Source organism: Winogradskyella vidalii (genome assembly GCF_013403955.1).
Taxonomy (GTDB): domain Bacteria; phylum Bacteroidota; class Bacteroidia; order Flavobacteriales; family Flavobacteriaceae; genus Winogradskyella; species Winogradskyella vidalii.
The window spans coordinates 92,089-107,277 of sequence record NZ_JABFDG010000002.1; the positions used below are offsets into that span (position 1 = coordinate 92,089).

General features: G+C 32.4%; 17 protein-coding genes. 9 read left to right on the forward strand and 8 right to left on the reverse strand.

Annotation, left to right across the window (positions count from 1 at the left end; all coding sequences use genetic code 11):
* Positions 1-93: 93 nt before the first annotated feature.
* The 3 genes from HM982_RS07240 (at position 94) to HM982_RS07250 (ending at position 1,744) form a co-directional block, all read left to right on the forward strand.
* Complete coding sequence (locus HM982_RS07240) at positions 94-291, forward strand: hypothetical protein (RefSeq protein WP_179352476.1); 198 nt, start codon at positions 94-96, stop codon at positions 289-291.
* 41 nt (positions 292-332) lie between these two features.
* Complete coding sequence (locus HM982_RS07245) at positions 333-1,151, forward strand: RluA family pseudouridine synthase (protein WP_218849788.1); 819 nt, start codon at positions 333-335, stop codon at positions 1,149-1,151.
* Positions 1,152-1,447: 296 nt separating this feature from the next.
* Positions 1,448-1,744 (forward strand): Bor family protein, encoded by a 297-nt coding sequence (locus HM982_RS07250; protein ID WP_179352477.1) that lies wholly within the window; start codon positions 1,448-1,450, stop codon positions 1,742-1,744.
* A 301-nt stretch (positions 1,745-2,045) separates the two neighbouring features.
* Here HM982_RS07250 and HM982_RS07255 read toward each other — a convergent pair whose 3' ends face one another.
* A complete protein-coding gene (locus HM982_RS07255; protein ID WP_179352478.1) occupies positions 2,046-3,278 on the reverse strand; it encodes a glycosyltransferase in 1,233 nt (410 codons plus the stop codon).
* 65 nt (positions 3,279-3,343) lie between these two features.
* Positions 3,344-3,817 (reverse strand): heme-binding domain-containing protein, encoded by a 474-nt coding sequence (locus tag HM982_RS07260; protein WP_179352479.1) that lies wholly within the window; start codon positions 3,815-3,817, stop codon positions 3,344-3,346.
* A gap of 41 nt (positions 3,818-3,858) precedes the next feature.
* On the opposite strand from HM982_RS07260, the gene HM982_RS07265 reads away from it, so the two are divergent.
* On the forward strand, positions 3,859-4,425 hold the full coding sequence (locus HM982_RS07265; protein ID WP_179352480.1) for an adenylosuccinate lyase: 567 nt from the start codon (positions 3,859-3,861) through the stop codon (positions 4,423-4,425).
* A 204-nt stretch (positions 4,426-4,629) separates the two neighbouring features.
* Here HM982_RS07265 and HM982_RS07270 read toward each other — a convergent pair whose 3' ends face one another.
* From HM982_RS07270 to HM982_RS07285, 4 genes are all read right to left on the reverse strand, one after another.
* Complete coding sequence (locus tag HM982_RS07270) at positions 4,630-5,424, reverse strand: ABC transporter ATP-binding protein (RefSeq protein ID WP_179352481.1); 795 nt, start codon at positions 5,422-5,424, stop codon at positions 4,630-4,632.
* Positions 5,425-5,505: 81 nt separating this feature from the next.
* Entirely contained in the window at positions 5,506-6,528 is a 1,023-nt protein-coding gene (locus HM982_RS07275) for a FecCD family ABC transporter permease (RefSeq protein WP_179352482.1), read from the reverse strand.
* Positions 6,529-6,580: 52 nt separating this feature from the next.
* The gene (locus HM982_RS07280; protein ID WP_179352483.1) at positions 6,581-7,723 is read right to left on the reverse strand and encodes an ABC transporter substrate-binding protein; all 1,143 of its coding nucleotides are present in this window, start codon (positions 7,721-7,723) and stop codon (positions 6,581-6,583) included.
* A 295-nt stretch (positions 7,724-8,018) separates the two neighbouring features.
* Positions 8,019-9,533 (reverse strand): S41 family peptidase, encoded by a 1,515-nt coding sequence (locus tag HM982_RS07285; RefSeq protein WP_179352484.1) that lies wholly within the window; start codon positions 9,531-9,533, stop codon positions 8,019-8,021.
* A gap of 169 nt (positions 9,534-9,702) precedes the next feature.
* Here HM982_RS07285 and HM982_RS07290 point away from each other — a divergent pair, with 169 nt between their 5' ends.
* The 4 genes from HM982_RS07290 to HM982_RS07305 are packed head-to-tail and all read left to right on the forward strand — an operon-like array spanning position 9,703 to position 11,900.
* Positions 9,703-10,212, forward strand: coding sequence for an RNA polymerase sigma factor (locus HM982_RS07290; protein ID WP_179352485.1), 510 nt, complete (start codon positions 9,703-9,705; stop codon positions 10,210-10,212).
* The gene (locus tag HM982_RS07295) at positions 10,199-10,699 is read left to right on the forward strand and encodes a hypothetical protein (RefSeq protein WP_179352486.1); all 501 of its coding nucleotides are present in this window, start codon (positions 10,199-10,201) and stop codon (positions 10,697-10,699) included. Before HM982_RS07290 ends, HM982_RS07295 begins: the two co-directional genes overlap by 14 nt.
* A gap of 17 nt (positions 10,700-10,716) precedes the next feature.
* Positions 10,717-11,316 carry a DUF4252 domain-containing protein gene (locus HM982_RS07300; protein ID WP_179352487.1) on the forward strand — a complete coding sequence of 200 codons (600 nt, stop codon included), beginning with the start codon at positions 10,717-10,719 and terminating at the stop codon, positions 11,314-11,316.
* 38 nt (positions 11,317-11,354) lie between these two features.
* Entirely contained in the window at positions 11,355-11,900 is a 546-nt protein-coding gene (locus tag HM982_RS07305; protein WP_179352488.1) for a DUF4252 domain-containing protein, read from the forward strand.
* Positions 11,901-11,923: 23 nt separating this feature from the next.
* Here the strand turns inward: HM982_RS07305 and HM982_RS07310 are convergent, their stop codons facing one another.
* Both HM982_RS07310 and purB read right to left on the reverse strand, forming a co-directional pair.
* Positions 11,924-12,160 (reverse strand): hypothetical protein, encoded by a 237-nt coding sequence (locus HM982_RS07310; protein WP_179352489.1) that lies wholly within the window; start codon positions 12,158-12,160, stop codon positions 11,924-11,926.
* Between the two features lie 7 nt (positions 12,161-12,167).
* Entirely contained in the window at positions 12,168-13,511 is a 1,344-nt protein-coding gene (gene purB / locus HM982_RS07315; RefSeq protein WP_179352490.1) for an adenylosuccinate lyase, read from the reverse strand.
* Between the two features lie 246 nt (positions 13,512-13,757).
* On the opposite strand from purB, the gene rmuC reads away from it, so the two are divergent.
* Complete coding sequence (gene rmuC / locus HM982_RS07320) at positions 13,758-15,149, forward strand: DNA recombination protein RmuC (protein ID WP_179352491.1); 1,392 nt, start codon at positions 13,758-13,760, stop codon at positions 15,147-15,149.
* The last annotated feature ends 40 nt before the right edge of the window (positions 15,150-15,189 follow it).

Sequence of the window (15,189 nt, forward strand, 5' to 3'; positions counted from 1 at the left end):
ATAGTTTTTATTAAATTCACCTATGAATAGGAAAAGAAAACAAGATATCAGTCTTGTTTATAATTATGTAATCCTAAACTAATAACTAAAACTATGAAATCACTAACAAAAAGAAAAACAATAGCTTTTTTATGCTTGGGAATATTCATTATTTCTATAGCTCAACTTGTAGCACATTTTTCGCTAATAAACGATTTTGTTAAAGGAGCTGCTTTCGGAATAGGAATTGGATTATTAGTAATCGCTTTAATTTCGGGCAATTTTAAAACACAAACAAAATCATCAAACTAACGGAAAACCATAAGGTCCTTAAACGAACAACTCCTATTCGATTGCAAGAATATGGTGTTGGGATTTTTGATAACTTCCCTACCAAATCTGCATTAAAAAAAGCTTTAAAAAAAGGGTATATTACGGTAAATGGTAACGCTGCTACTTCCGCTACATTTATTAATGGCGGTGAGATTATAAGTTTATCTGTTCCTGAACATGTGAGTCCTAAGAAACGCTTAATTTTTAAACTCCGAGTATTATTTGAAGATGATTATCTAGCCGTAATTCACAAACCTGCAGGAATTTTAGTCAGTGGCAACCACTTTAAAACCATTACTAATGCTTTAATTCAAAATTTAAAACCAAGTCCTTTAGATGATGCTACTCAACCACAACCGGTGCATCGTTTAGATTTTCCAACCACAGGCATTTTATTAATAGGAAAAACAAAGCGAAGCATTCGTGCTTTAAACAAACTATTTGAAGACAGAGCGATAAAAAAAACTTACTATGCTGTTACCATTGGCAGCATGAAAGCCCAAGGTCGCATTACAACAGAAGTTGATGGAAAAACTTGTGAATCTAATTATAAAGTACACCAAACCGTTGCATCCACTCGATTTGGGTATCTTAATTTAGTGGAACTAGAACCTTTTACAGGACGACGACATCAATTACGAAAACATTTATCTAGCATTGGAAACCCAATTCTTGGAGACAAAGACTACGGCATAACATCGCTTATATTAAATGGAAAAGGCCTTTATCTACACGCCTATACTTTAAAATTCACACATCCTTTTACTCAGGAAGAATTGTATCTAAAAGATGACTTCCCCGTAAACTTCAAAAAAATTTTTAATAAAGTTGTTATGTAAAAAAACTTCTCCTAGGGAATAATTAAGAAATCTAATAAATCGCAGGTGACTTAAAATTCTATTTATCAAACTATCAGTTTATAAAACTCGATTAATCAAACAATTACTATTTTACATAAATCAAATGGATTTTTACCAACCGATTTAAATCAAAAATAATATTTGTTTTGTTCGTTTTTTTGTTAAATTCGTTAAGATTTTAATTCTAAATCAACTCCCTTACATATCGCAAGGTGTTGATTACAAAATAATTAAACTCTAAATCAACAATCTATAACTATTTAATAAAAAAAAAGATGATTAAAAGATCTACTAAAATGATTGCAGCAGTTTTTGCTGTATCAATGTTATTAACTTCTTGTTATTCTTACACGAGTGTTGTAGGAAATGGGGCTCAAGGAAATAGTCAAACAACAGAGTGGAATCACTATGTCGTATACGGTTTAGCTCCAGTTGGAGTTTCAGACTCAAAACAAATGGCTGGTGGTGCAGAAAATTACACTGTACATACAAGACAATCATTTGTTAATGGTTTAGTTTCCGCAATTACTTTTGGAATATATACTCCAACAACAACTACTGTTACTAAATAACATTTAATAAATAGAGCTTGTTATAATTAATAAGCTCTATTTGTTTTATTACTATGAAAAAAATAATTTTTTATATAGCTTTAATCATATCAATTTTACTACTTGTAAACATTGCTAATATCCTAATTTCAGATTTAAATAGACTTACCCAATATGGATATGGTTTCTTATCTGGTAAAATACTCTTATTTGTGTTTTTTGGAATAATAACTTTTTTCACAAGAAAGTATAATTCTGAACCTAAAACTGAACACTAATATTTATTTTTAGTATTTTAAAATCTCACATATAATTTGTGGCATTACCTATTCTTTGCTTCAATCCACTTGCTCATATATTTAGTACTCTGCATGGATTGATGCCTAAATAATTGCCCTATAAAATTATTTTGGCGATGCATTTCTAGATCATTAGAGAGCCCGTTAACATGTGTCGCAAAGTTAACTTCAAAATTGGTTTTATTAAAACGTTGGTCTAATACCTTAAATCCATTGTTCTTTTTTACTGACCAAAGATCTAAATTGGTATAAAGCGCTACAGCTTTGTCAGCAAAGGCTTCAGGATTATCTTCTATAAAACCATTGCGTTCCAATTCTCCAAACATGCCTTCCGCAGCAATAGTAGACATTACACTAGGAGTACCGTTTTGCATGGCATCTATGAGCTTACCTTTTAATCCTGCCCCATAACGTAAAGACGCTAAACATACTTTTGCATTTTGCATCACCGTATTTACATCTTCAGCAAAACCTTTTATTAAAAAACCATCTTTAGGTTGATGCAATTGTACCACTTTTTGAGATTCATAAGCACCGTAAATATGAAGTTCTGCTTTTGGTAGTTTTTTTCTTATTAATGGCCAAATGGTTTGTTTTAAATATAAAACGGCATCGTAATTGGGTGCATGAAGAAAATTCCCAATAGTTATAAAATGTTGACGTTTTTCAAACGTTGGCACCTGTTTTATATCGTCTTCAGGAATAGGCGCTAATAAAAAAGGCAAATAATACAGTAAACTTTTATCAATTTTAAACTGTTGAGTTAAAATTTCGATCTCAGCTTCAGAAATCATCAAACTCAAATCGCAACGATATATACTAGCGATTTCCCGTTTGGTAATGTCATTTTGCAAGTCTTCAACGGTTACCTTTTTATGCTTTTTTAAAGCCACTTCCCTAGCCTTTCGTAAACCATGAAAATCTTCCGTATCTAATATTCTAATAGCGTTGGGACATTGTTCAGAAACACGCCAACCGTATTGCTCTTCAGTCATAAAACGGTCAAATAACACAGCATCTGGATCTAATTCCTTTATAAATACATCAAAAGAAGAATCATTCAAAAGAATCGGTTGGGTAGCAACACCAATAGCATTCAAATTAAATGTGTTATCAGACGTTTTAGCAGCTGAACAAAATGTCACCTCATAGTCTTGATTTTGAAATTGTGTTAGCAATTGCAGCATGCGACTACCAGCTGCCGAACTTTTAGGCTCTGGCCAAACAAAACCTATAACGAGTATTTTTTTTTTCATGTATCAATTAAAACATCAAAAATATGCAATTGCCCTGTTACTTTTAAAGTCTAGACTTAATAATGCTATAGCGGTGCTTCTAAAAAAATATATTTCAAACGGACATTGTTTGCCCAGGACACCACCGCGTCTATTTGTGCTTGTGATAAATCAGCATCTTTATGTAGCCAAGTATAAGACGTTAATGGCATTTTTTTAGCTTCTACCATTTTTATCAACTCATCAAGCTTTTCATCTTTTTTAGCTTCTGAATACGACTTCCATCTAGACATATTAAAATGTGTTTTTCCATGAGTTATGTGATCTGCCATCCAATAATTTACGGGTGTAATATGGCTATACCAAGGGTAATATGTATAATCGCTATGACAATCTAGGCAAGTGTTTTCAAGAATTAACTTTACATCTTTTGGTGGATTGGTATCATCAAAAAAAGCAATTACAGCAGTTGAATCGCCCTTATTTTTGTCGGGTCTAAAAAATTGAGCACCAATAAAAATGACCAAAAGTAAGACAGCTATTTTTTTGACAATTTTCATTTTTTAATCTAACTTTAAAGTTCTAAATTAATCATTTTATTTTGACCAAAGCCAAACTCTATAAGGAATTAAATTACGTGAATCATTCGCGTGAAAAACGGTTGCATTATGCCAATTTAGTAATTACTAATCCAGAATTAGTAAAACCTCTTTTAGACATATTGTTTGAGGTTGATGATAAAATTTCATGCCGAGCGGCTTGGGTGTTTGAGTTTATGTGTAGCAAAAGTATCATTGAAATTATTCCGCATTTAGATAGATTCACACAACATATGCATAAAGTCCATTTAGCCCCTGCCGTTAGACCTGTAGCCAAAGTATGTGAACTTTTAACAGAAGCTAATTACACTAAAATAGATAATGTAATGGCATCACATATCACTGAAAATCATAAAGAAAAAATTATTGAAGCCTGTTTTGATTGGATGATTAACGATGAAAAAGTAGCACCTAAAGCTTATGCTATGAACAGTTTGTATAAACTTGGTAATGAATACGACTGGATCCATCCTGAATTGGCAATTATTTTAGAACGTGATTTTAAAAAACAAAGTGCCGCTTATAAAGCTAGAGCGCGACATATTTTGAAAAAGATTAATAAAGGTTAAAGCGTGAAGCACGAAGTTGGAAGTTGGAAGTTGGAAGTTGGAAGTTGGAATAAAAACTCTTAATAAAACGCAAAGGCGCAAAGAAAAAATATTTAAAGTTTAAATAGGTTTTCATTTTACTGTATAAGCTAATATTTTTTTACAGAATACTGTTACTGTGACTGTGACTGTGACTGTGACTGTGACTGTGACTGCTATTATAAATTATTTTGTGACTTTAAAACGTCCTAAATTTTCATCAAAAGTAATCAAGTCTTTTGGAAAAAGTGTTTCAAATACACCTTCTGAAATTAAATGACAAGGCTGTCCATAAACCACTTCTTCTTTCTGCATCACAATCATAGTATCACAAAGTTGAATCGCTAAGTCTATTTCATGAGACGAAAATAAAATGGTCTTACCAGTTTCCTTAGCTAACTTTTGAAGTAGTTTTAAGATATAAGCCTTATGATACATATCGAGATGAGAGGTTGGTTCATCTAATACAATAACATCGGTATCTTGTGCTAAAGCACGTGCTAGCATTACTTTTTGCAACTGACCATCACTAAGCTCGTAACACTTTTTATCTTTTAAATCTATAATATTAACTTGTTCTAGAGCCCTATTAATAATTACTGTATCTGTTTGTGTAAGGCTACCAATCCAGTTGGTATACGGGTGTCGTCCTAGGGATACCAATTCATATACAGATAAATTTTTAGAACTTAAAGGTTCGGTTAACACAATACTTAATTGTTGAGCGAGCTCTAATATAGAAGTTGCATTTAGGGCTTTATTATTCAGCAAAATGGAACCCGATAATTCTGGTTGCACCTTAATTAAGGTTCTTAATAATGTAGATTTTCCAATACCATTAGCGCCAACTAAACCAATTAATTCTCCTTTTTGTAATTCAAAATTAATATTTGATGCAATAACCATTTCCGCTTTCTTGGTTTTATAACCTATAGAAAGTTGATTTACTTTTAAGATGGTATGTTGTTTATTTTCTTTCACTATTTTATTTATAGACCTATCAAATTTTAAATTATAAGAGTATGCTTTCTTCGAATTTCTAACTTCATTCTTCCAACATGGTTAAAACATCATTTTTCGTTGTCGTACCAATAACCAAATCACAACAGGCGCTCCAACTAAAGCGGTTATTGCATTAATTGGCAAGGTATAATCACTATTAGGAACTTGTGCGATAGTATCGCAAATAAGCATGACTACCGCTCCAAATAAGAATACGGCTGGCAATAATATTTTATGATTGGTGGTTTTAAATACTTGTCGGGTTAAATGCGGAATCGCCAAACCAATAAATGCTATGGGCCCTGCAAAGGCAGTTATGGTACCGGCAATTAAGCTTGTGGCCAAAATTATAATGAAGCGACTTTGCTTCAAGTTTAACCCTAAGCTTTTGGCATAGTTATCACCAAGTAATAGACTGTTTAAGCCTTTTATAGAAGCAATACTTAATACTAATCCAACAGCATAAATTGCAAAGAAAATTAAAAGTTCCTTCGAAGATAAATTACTTAAACTTCCAAAGCCCCAAAATATATATTGTTGTAATTGTTCTGCAGAGCTAAAATAAGATAATACGCTAACTACCGCTGAAGTAATGCTTCCAAACATTAAACCAATTATAAGAATGGCCATGGTGTCTCTCACTCTGCTCGATACCGCTAAAACAGCCATTAAAACTAAAAAACTACCCAAACTCGCTGAAATTACAATGCTCCATTTAGAAATTAAAGCGGTGGCAAAATAGCCTCCAAACAACCCAGAACCCAAAATAACAATAGCAACGCCCAAACTTGCTCCTGAACTAATCCCCAATACAAACGGGCCTGCTAAAGGGTTTCTAAACAAAGTTTGCATTAATAAGCCTGAAATTCCCAAACCAGAACCAACCATAATAGCGGTAATTGCTTTTGGAAGTCGCACTTTTGAAATAATAACCTGCCATACCTCATTATCTGAAGTGCTAAAAAGTCCTTTTAAAACCTCAGAAAACGGAATATTTATAGAACCTAGACTAATATTGAGTACAAAACAAAACAGTAAAATAACTGTTAGAATTACAAATGGATATGTATAATTGGTTTTCAATAGCTTAGACTGTTATCATGAAGATTTTTCACACTAATACAACTGTATTATTCTACTTTAATTTTTCAAAAAAATAGGGTTTGTAATCTTCCAATAATTCTGGGTGAGTTATTTTAATTAAATCTTTTAAGATTAAATCTGGTCTTGCAATTCCTAATTCATAATACAAAACACCTCCTGTGGCTCCTGTTGTGTTTGAAAATGTATAGATATTTTTATTTTTAAACGCTTCAAAATTTGTGTAAAGTGTACTTGCCTCTTCTAACTGCTCTAAGCTTCCATAATAAGAAGGACTCAACCATATTTCAGCATTTTTAGCTTTTTCTAAAACTGCTTCAAAACTTAACGCTAAACTGCCATTTCCTGTGGTGTCACTCCAAAGGTAATCAACGTTAGCATCTTTTAGAAATTGCGCTTCTGCACTAGAACCATTAGGCATATACCAAACGTCTTTGTGCATGGCGCCACTAAATACTGTTGGTGAATGCGCTGCGTTTTTTGCTAAAGTTTTTGCTCCTAAATAGTCGCTTTCAATGGTATTAAAAATAGAATCGGCTTCTTTTTCTTTATTAAAAAGCACGCCAAAAAACTTAATCCATTCCGCTTTTGCTAATACTGATGCCTCTACCCAATCGCCGTTGTATACTACAGGAATTCCAGCTTGCTTTATCACGTCAAAAGTTTTGTTGACACCATCAACACCAAAACCTATTACAACATCTGGATCTAAGGCCAATAAAACTTCCGTGTTTATACCTTCATTTTTACCGAGTTCCCTAACTTTTTTTGCATCAATACGCGCTCGTGTTTTTTCTGAAGATACATAATCCGTTCCTGGAAACCCAATTAAAGCTTCTTCTTCATTTAATAATTCTAACCCTGGAATATGTGTGGTTGATGTTACTACGATTGTTTCTATCGGGTCTTCTATAAATCCATCAAACTCTGCAGCATTAAAGGTGGTTTTCGCCATATTATCTTTTGAAATAATTACATAGCGATAGGTTTTGTCTGACTCTGGCCATGGATTTGTAATGCTTAATATTTTATAATTCTGGTAGTAATCTACGGCGAAACCTTTGGCGTATTTTAAGTCTAGTTGTTTACTTTCAAACGTTGAAACCTTATCGTGTTTTGTTTCATTTTTACAAGCACTAACAATTAAAAATAGCAGTAATAATCTATAAAATTTCATCTGTAACCTTTGTAACGTTTATTTAATTTCTTCATGATAACTTTGACAAAAACATTAAGCATGAGAGGTGATTCAAATTTAACATTATATATTGTTGCAGGTGTCATTATTGTCCATTTTTTAGCCGGATTTATTTATCTACTTTATAAAATGAATAAGAAAAAGTAAACCGTTACAAATTAATATATGGTTTCATTGTACTAAATCTTATTGGTAATAAAACCAGAAAATAAGATATAGACACCTCTGTAAAAAAAAGCCGCTTTAACAATGTGTTGAAAGCGGCTTTTAGATGTTATTGATTTAATAAGTTTAATTTTGATGGTCGTTGATCAACCATTTCGTAATGAAATGGATTTTCTAAATCTTGAAGGTCTAAATGTTCTAGTGGACGACTGAAAGAACTTGACGAACGTCCTATACCCGTAATATTAGCTATTGCTTCTGCCAATAAACGTTCGTTTACATCACCGAGTTGACCAAGGTCATCAATTCGCTCTGAAATTTCAAAGCCTAATGTTGGTTCAATACCATCGTAATATTGCGAAAAACCATCTGCATTTTCAGACTCATAAACTAAGGGTTGCATGGCATAAGTGTGACTTGGATTGGCATTAGCACGTGCAAAATTTTCAGAATCATAAATTGTTATTGAAGCTTGTGGTTTACCTCGTGTGCTGGTTCCTATTTGAACAACATCTATATAAGGTCCTAAACCATTAATGAGAAGCTCACTTGCAGAAGCACTGCTTCGGGTTGTGATGATATGAATTTTAGTCAGGTTTAAGCTATTAATTGGTGATTGATACGTAATCTGATTATCTGTATTACGTTTAACCATCTCATCTACAAAAGGGTTAATCAGTGCCTCAGGATTATCTTGCTCAATAGAAGCCTGAATATCACTATTCCAATTTTCTTTAAAAAAAACTTCACCTGTAAATTGTCCTGTAATCATAGAAGACAACCAAATTGATGTACTCACACTTCCGCCGCCATTATAGCGTAAATCTAATACCAAATCAGATATTCCAGCGGCTTGAAATTCAGCAAAAACATCATTTAACTCATTAAGATTAGCATCTGCAATTCTAAAATTGTTATACATTAAGTAGCCTATAGAATTTCCAGAAACATTAAGCACACGATGTTCTAAAATTGGATTTTCTGTGTATTCTGTTTTAGTCAGTGTAATTGTTTCTCCATTTGCTGTAACAACATCATCCGTAAGTAAATCAGTTGTACCATTATTATTATAATCTACAAGACCAATCGTATAAGTTGTAGCACTTAACAAAGCACTATAGTTAGATGCTGTTAAAGTAACACCATCAACGGTATTAAAAATCATTCCTCGAGTAACACCATTAGATTCTGCACTTGTATTCGGTAAAACATAGCGCACATAACCTACAATATCTGAGGTGGCGTTTGGTAATTCTACTAAGCTAAAACTCATACCATTATTTACCGATATACCTTGTAGTTGTTGTTCTAAATCATAATAATTTGATACAATAACACTAAATTCATCAACGGTGTTAGGCTCATAGAGTAGGGCTTCAAATAACGCTTCAGGTGAAGCATATCCATTTAAATATTCGGTATAAGCTTCACTAGAAGCAAACCGGTTATTACCTAAATCTGTAATATTATCTTTATACGCATAGACTGCGTTTAAGCCTTTCCACACAAAATCATTAAGTTCTAAAGTGGTTGATGGAACGATATTATCATCCAAATCGTCAAAACAGCTAGTTAATGCCAAAGCAGCAAAACCTGCTATTAATAATGTCTTAATATTTTTCATGTGTATTTATTTCGTTATTACGGGCTCGCAATTTCTACCTTTTGATTGTAAAACTCTAAATTTACTTACATTATTGTGAAAAATAAAAATCTTTGTAACAAAAAGAAAAGTGTGTCGTCGTAATAATGAAGGCAAGTAAAATTGAATTCACCAACCAATCTAAATTATAATGAATCAGTCCGATTTTGTAACTATCGTGATGCCCTTTAAAGACAAAGTGTTTCGTTTAGCTAAACGATTACTCGTTTCTAAGGATGAAGCAGAAGATGCAACACAAGAGATTCTGATGAAATTATGGCATAATAAAAAAAAGATTGGGGATTATAAAAATGTAGAAGCGTTTAGCATGACGATGACCAAGAATTTTTGTTTAGATCGTTTAAAATCGAAACAGGCTCAAAATTTAAAAATTGTTCATAGTAATTACACCGATAATCAGGCGTCGTTACAAAGTCAAGTTGAAACAAAAGACAGTATAGATTGGGTTACTAAAATTATGGAAGACCTACCCGAACAACAAAAAATAATAGTACAACTAAGAGATATTGAAGCTTATGATTTTTCTGAAATCGCGAAAATTCTAGATATGAACGAAACAGCCGTTAGAGTGAATTTATCGAGAGCACGAAAAACCATTAGAGAAAAATTAACTCATACACATCAACATGGTATTAAATAATATAGAAGAACTAATAGAGAAATATAACAATGCGGAAACTACACTGCAAGAAGAAGCGGAGTTAAAAGCCTATTTTTTAAGTGATGCTGTAGCGCCACATTTGGAGCACTACAAACCAATGTTTCAATATTTTTCTAAATCTAAAAAAGAAGTTTACAATAAACCTATTTCACTAAACTCTAATAACACTAGAAAAACAAAAATATACCAGTGGTTTTCTGTTGCTGCCATAGTATTATTAATGCTGGGGATTTTTATTCCTAACTGGAATAATCACCCCAAAACTCTAGCAGATTACACTGCTGAAGAACAAGAATTATATTTAGAAACCAAGCAAGCTCTTAAGTTAATCTCTAAAAATTTAAATACAGGATTAGTCGGTATGAATGCCTTAGACATGGCTGGTGACAATTTAAATACAGGGCTCGAAAAAGCTAATTATATATCAGTATTTGGTACAACCACAAACAAATTATTAAAGAATTAAAATCAAAATAAAACAATATGAAAAATTACAAATCATACTTAAACATGGGTAAAAAAACAATCTTAATTGCTGCCGTTATGCTGACCTCTTTAACATCTTTCGGGCAAACTGCAATAGATAAATTAGAGGACAAAGATGGCGTTGCTTCTTTTATTTTAAATCAAAAAATGTTCAGAATGTTGGCAACAATGGGAATGAATGTTGAAGATTCTGAGGCAAAAGGATATGTTGATATGGTGAATAAAATCACAGGACTAAAAGTTTTTACAGCAGATAACGAATCGGCTTCTAAAAATATCACAAGCACTGTAACAAGTTATTTAAAAACCTCTCAACTAGAAGAATTAATGCGTTTTAAAGAAGGTGATAAAACGGTTAAATTTTATGTAAAAGAAGGTAATGATGAAAACCATGTCCGAGAACTATTAATGTTTATGACAGGACTGAATGAACTTACCAACGATGAAGGCTTAAAAGTAAACGGTAAAGATTTAAAATTTGAAACTGTAGTTATTTCTTTAACAGGAGATATTGATTTAAGACAAATCTCTAAAATCACCAACCAATTGGATATTCCAGGTGGTGATCAATTAAAGAAAGCCGGAGACAAACAATAATTAACTAAAAAGGCTTCCTTTTTTTACTGATGATAACTATGATACAATTAATTAAAAAATCGGTTCTATTGCTACTTTTGATTACAATGTTTACGAGCTGTAATCAAGAACCAACATTACAGACCTATTATGTTGATAACGAACTAGAACCTGGTTTTGCTTCGTATGACATACCTACAAGTGTTGTTAATGTAGAAGGTATTGATATGACTGAGGAACAAAAAGAAGCGTACAATTCTGTAGATAAGCTGAATGTATTAACTTATATGGTAGATAATACAGATACAGAAGACTACAAACTAGAATTAGAGAAAGTGAATACCATTCTTAAAAATCCTAAATACGAAGAGTTAATGCGTGGTGGCAATACAACAGATGGGAAATTCGTTGTAAAATTTATGGGAGACATCGATAATATTGATGAACTTATCATATTTGGAAGTGCTAACAACAAAGGTTTTGCTATTGCAAGAATTTTAGGAGATGATATGAATACAGCTCAACTAATGTCTTTAAGTTCTGTCTTAGAAAAAGCAAACTTTGACAAAGACCAGCTTAAAGGTATCACTGATTTTTTTAAATAATGAACACCTAATTTAAAATAAAATTAAAGTGAATCGTCTTGAAGTGTCTCACTTTCAGGACGATTTTTTTTTCCTTCATTTTTAAACGCAAAGATTATAGTAAATACAAATAAAGCCCCAAAACTTAAGAACAATATTGCTTTTACAATCAGGTAATTGAGTACATCACAAAATCCTGCAATAAAAAAACTTAAGGCTATAAAAGTTGCGCAAGTTAGTGCTATAGCATCTTTGGTCTTTGGGATTAACTTTTCTAACATAAATTAATTATATACCTGTATAATTACTCGGTGTAATAGCCTTTAATTCAGCTTTAATAGTTTCTGAAACCTCTAAGGTATCAATAAAATCTGAAATAGAATTTTGAGTAATAGCGGTATTAGTTCTTGTTAAACCTTTTAACGCTTCATAAGGATTTGGGTAACTTTCTCGTCTTAGTATCGTTTGAATCGCTTCCGCTACAACAGCCCAATTATTTTCTAAATCTTGAGCAAATTTCGGTTCATTTAATAATAATTTATCTAAACCTTTTAGCGTCGATTTAAATCCAATAATAGTATGCCCAAAAGGTACACCAACATTTCTTAAAACCGTACTATCAGTTAAATCGCGTTGCAATCTAGAAATTGGCAATTTTGCTGAAAGATGTTCAAAAATAGCATTGGCTATTCCTAAATTACCTTCACTATTTTCAAAATCAATAGGATTTACTTTATGAGGCATTGCAGAACTTCCAACTTCACCAGCTTTAATTTTTTGCTTAAAATAATCCATTGATACGTAAGTCCAGATATCGCGATCTAAATCTATAATAATGGTGTTTATTCGTTTTAAACCGTCAAATAATGCTGCTGCATGATCGTAATGTTCAATTTGAGTTGTTGGAAACGAATGCTGTAAACCTAATTTTTCTTGAACGAATTTTGTTCCAAAAGCCTTCCAATCGATATTAGGGTAAGCCACTTTGTGAGCATTATAATTCCCCGTTGCACCACCAAATTTCGCAGCACTTGGCACATCATTTAACAACTTAAATTGTTCTTTTAAACGTGTCGCAAAAACTGCAATCTCTTTTCCTAAACGTGTAGGTGAAGCTGGCTGACCATGCGTTCTTGCTAACATTGGAATAGCAGCCCAATCATTTGCTAAGGTTTCAATTTTTTCTAAAAGTGTAGTATATTCAGGAAGATAAACAGCGTTCATAGCATCCTTAATACTCAATGGTACTGCTGTATTATTGATATCCTGAGAGGTCAATCCAAAATGGATAAACTCTTTATAAGCTGATAATTCTAAAGCGTCAAACTTATCTTTTATAAAGTATTCAACCGCTTTAACATCGTGATTGGTTACTTTTTCGATATCTTTTATTGCTGTTGCATCTTCAGCTGTAAAATTTTTGTAGATGCCTCTTAAGTCTTCAAAAATAGAAGGCGACACAGCTTCTAATTGCGGTAATGGTAATTCACAAAGTGCAATAAAGTATTCAATTTCTACTAAGACACGATATTTTATCAGTGCTTCTTCAGAAAAATAATCCTTTAATTTTTCGACTTTAGATCGGTATCGACCATCAATTGGTGAGATTGCATTAAGAGGTGAAAGTGCCATTTATCTTGCTTTTTTTGAAGCATCAAATATAGTAATAAGTTCAGAGTTTTTAGTCATCAGTTCAGAGTTTTTAGTCGGTACTTTATTACCAAGTATTTAATATAAAAAAGTGTTGTTGAAGCAGAATTATAGTCCTAATATTTTTAGTTTCTATTATTAGATATTCAAATTTTTATTGGCTACATTTTTAGAAGACGTCTAGATTTAAGCTAAAAATGTATCTTTGATAAATTTCAATTTCCAACTATGACCGACACCATAATACTTTTTATAGCTAGCCTTATTTCCGCTGGTATTGGTGCCTTAATTGGCTTTAAGTTTTCGCAAGTCAATACTAAAAGTCACTCAAGCACATTAGAAGAGCGCAATGCTAATTTACAACAACAAATTAATGCGATAAAGGAATTCACTGCATCTGAAAAGCAAAAACAAGAACAGTATTTTTCGGATCATGTTGCGGAATTAAAAGCCAGCATTTCTAAAATTGAAACTGAACGCGAAGCGATAAGAAGAGAAAAAGACTTTTTAAATACAGAACTATCAAGACGTAATTCTGAATATGAAAACCTTCAAAAATCAAATCTTAAACGCGATGAGGAGTTAACGCTACAACAAGAACAATTACGTAAGGATTTTGAATTGATGGCTTCTAAAATATTAGATGAAAAGTCAGAGAAATTTACGCTTCAGAATAAAGAAAACATAAAAAACATTCTAAATCCACTTGAAGAAAAAATAAAAACCTTCGAGAAAAAAGTTGAAGACACACAAAAAGAAAGCATCAGTATGCATTCGGCTTTAAAAGAGCAATTATTAGGCTTAAAAGATTTGAATCAAATTATGGCGAAAGAAGCCACAAATCTTACTAGAGCTTTAAAAGGCGATAGTAAGACTCAAGGGAATTGGGGTGAATTGGTTTTAGAACGTGTATTAGAAAAATCGGGATTAGAAAAAGACCGTGAATATTTTGTACAACAGCATTTTCAACGCGAGGATGGCTCACGTGTATTGCCAGATGTGGTGTTACACCTTCCGGATTCTAAAAAGATGATTATTGATTCTAAAGTTTCCCTCACGGCTTATGAACAGTTTGTAAATGCTGAAGATGAGGAACGTCCTTTATTTTTAAAAGCACATGTTAATTCTATAAAAAAACATGTGGATCAATTATCGGCTAAGAATTATCAGGATTTGTACGATATTGAATCGCCAGATTTTGTATTGATGTTTATTCCTATTGAACCCGCTTTTGCTGTGGCTATTAACGAAGATAATTCACTTTACAATAAAGCGTTTGAACAGAATATTGTTATCGTTACACCTTCTACTCTACTGGCAACTTTACGCACTATTGACTCTATGTGGAATAACGAAAAACAACAACAAAATGCTTTAGAAATCGCCAAACAAGCTGGAGCACTTTACGATAAGTTTGAAGGCTTAGTGACCGACTTAACTGGTGTTGGCAAAAAGATAGATGCTGCTAAAAGTGATTATTCATCGGCTATGAATAAACTGGTTGATGGTCGTGGTAATCTTATTTCGCGAGTTGAAAAGCTTAAAAAAATGGGTGCTAAAGCCAAGAAAACACTTCCCGAAAGCATTATTAAGCGTGCTCAAGAAGATGATTCTGAATAAATTATCACGTTTACAGGTGATATATTTAAATATCACGTAA